The sequence below is a fragment of the Pseudomonas sp. EGD-AK9 genome (assembly GCF_000465935.2).
In the GTDB taxonomy this organism is placed as follows: domain Bacteria; phylum Pseudomonadota; class Gammaproteobacteria; order Pseudomonadales; family Pseudomonadaceae; genus Aquipseudomonas.
Map to the genome: position 1 here is coordinate 1 of NZ_AVOF01000559.1, position 1,374 is coordinate 1,374.

The 1,374-nt window shown below is 67.8% G+C and carries 2 protein-coding genes; both read left to right on the plus strand.

Annotated elements, in window-relative coordinates:
• Positions 1-294: DbpA RNA binding domain-containing protein (locus tag N878_RS20555; protein ID WP_031303624.1), on the plus strand; the 294-nt coding region annotated here is incomplete at its 5' end.
• 25 nt (positions 295-319) lie between these two features.
• The coding region (locus N878_RS20560; protein WP_021445418.1) for a response regulator at positions 320-1,374 on the plus strand (1,055 nt) is incomplete at its 3' end.

Genomic DNA, 1,374 nt, shown 5'->3' on the forward strand with positions numbered 1-1,374 from the left:
GGCAAGGCGCTGGCCTGGTACCCGCTGCCCGCGGCCAAGGCCGGCGGCGAGCCGCTGCTGCCGCCGATGCACACGCTGTGCATCGGCGCCGGGCGCAAGGACAAACTGCGCCCCGGCGACATCCTCGGCGCACTGACCGGCGATGCCGGGCTGCCCGGCAGCCAGGTCGGCAAGATCGCCCTGTTCGACTACCAGGCCTTCGTCGCGGTCGAGCGCGACGTGGCCAGACAGGCCCTCAAACGCCTCACCGAAGGCAAGATCAAGGGGCGCACGTTACGCGTACGCCTGCTCTAGCAGGCCCGCCAGGAGAGGAATAGGGATGCGCAATATCCTGGTCATCGAAGACAGTCCGCTGGTGCTGAAGATTCTCGAGCACCTGTTCCGCCAGGAGCCGACGCTGCAGCCGGTGTTCTGCGCCTCGCTGGCCGAGGCCGAGGTGATGCTGGAGACCTCCGCCGGGCTGTTCTTCGCCGCCATCGTCGACCTGCACCTGCCGGATGCGCCCAACGGCGAGAGCGTCGACCTGGTGATGCGCTACCGCCTGCCGTGCATCGTGCTCAGCGGCAGCTACAACGAGCAGCGCCGCGACGAGCTGCTGATGAAGGGCGTGGTCGACTACGTGCTCAAGGAGAGCCAGCACTCCTACGAGTACGCCTTCCGCCTGCTGCACCGCCTGGAGCACAACGCGAAGATCAAGATCCTCATCGCCGAGGACTCCGAGGCCACCCGCCACTACATCCGCCACGTGCTCACCCCGCACCGCTACCAGATACTCGAGGCCCGCGACGGCGAGGAGACCCTGCGCCTGCTCGCCGAGCAGCCGGACATCGACCTGCTGGTGCTGGACCACGCCATGCCCGGCATCAGCGGCTTCGAGCTGGTCAAGCTGCTGCGGCAGAAGATGAAACGCCACGAGCTGATCATCATCGGCCTGTCCGCCGACGCCAAGGGCTCGCTCAGTGCGCAGTTCATCAAGCACGGCGCCGATGACTTCCTGCGCAAGCCGTTCTGCCCCGAGGAGCTCAACTGCCGGGTGATGTCCACCCTCGAGCGCCGCGACCTGCTGCGCGCGCTGAAACAGGCCGCGCAGTTCGATGCCCTGACCGGTCTGAACAACCGCCGCGCCTTCTATGAGCAGGGTCTGCAGCTGCTGCAGCAGGCGCAGCGCGAGGGCCGTGAAGTCAGCGTGGCGATGCTCGACCTCGACCACTTCAAGCAGATCAACGATGGCTTCGGCCATGCCAGCGGCGACAGCGCCCTGGTGGTGTTCGCCCGCGCCCTGTCCGCAGCCCTTCCGCAGATGCTGCTGGGCCGCCTGGGCGGCGAGGAGTTCGCCCTGGTCAGCGCGCAGCAGGCCGACGACCTGGCCCAGGC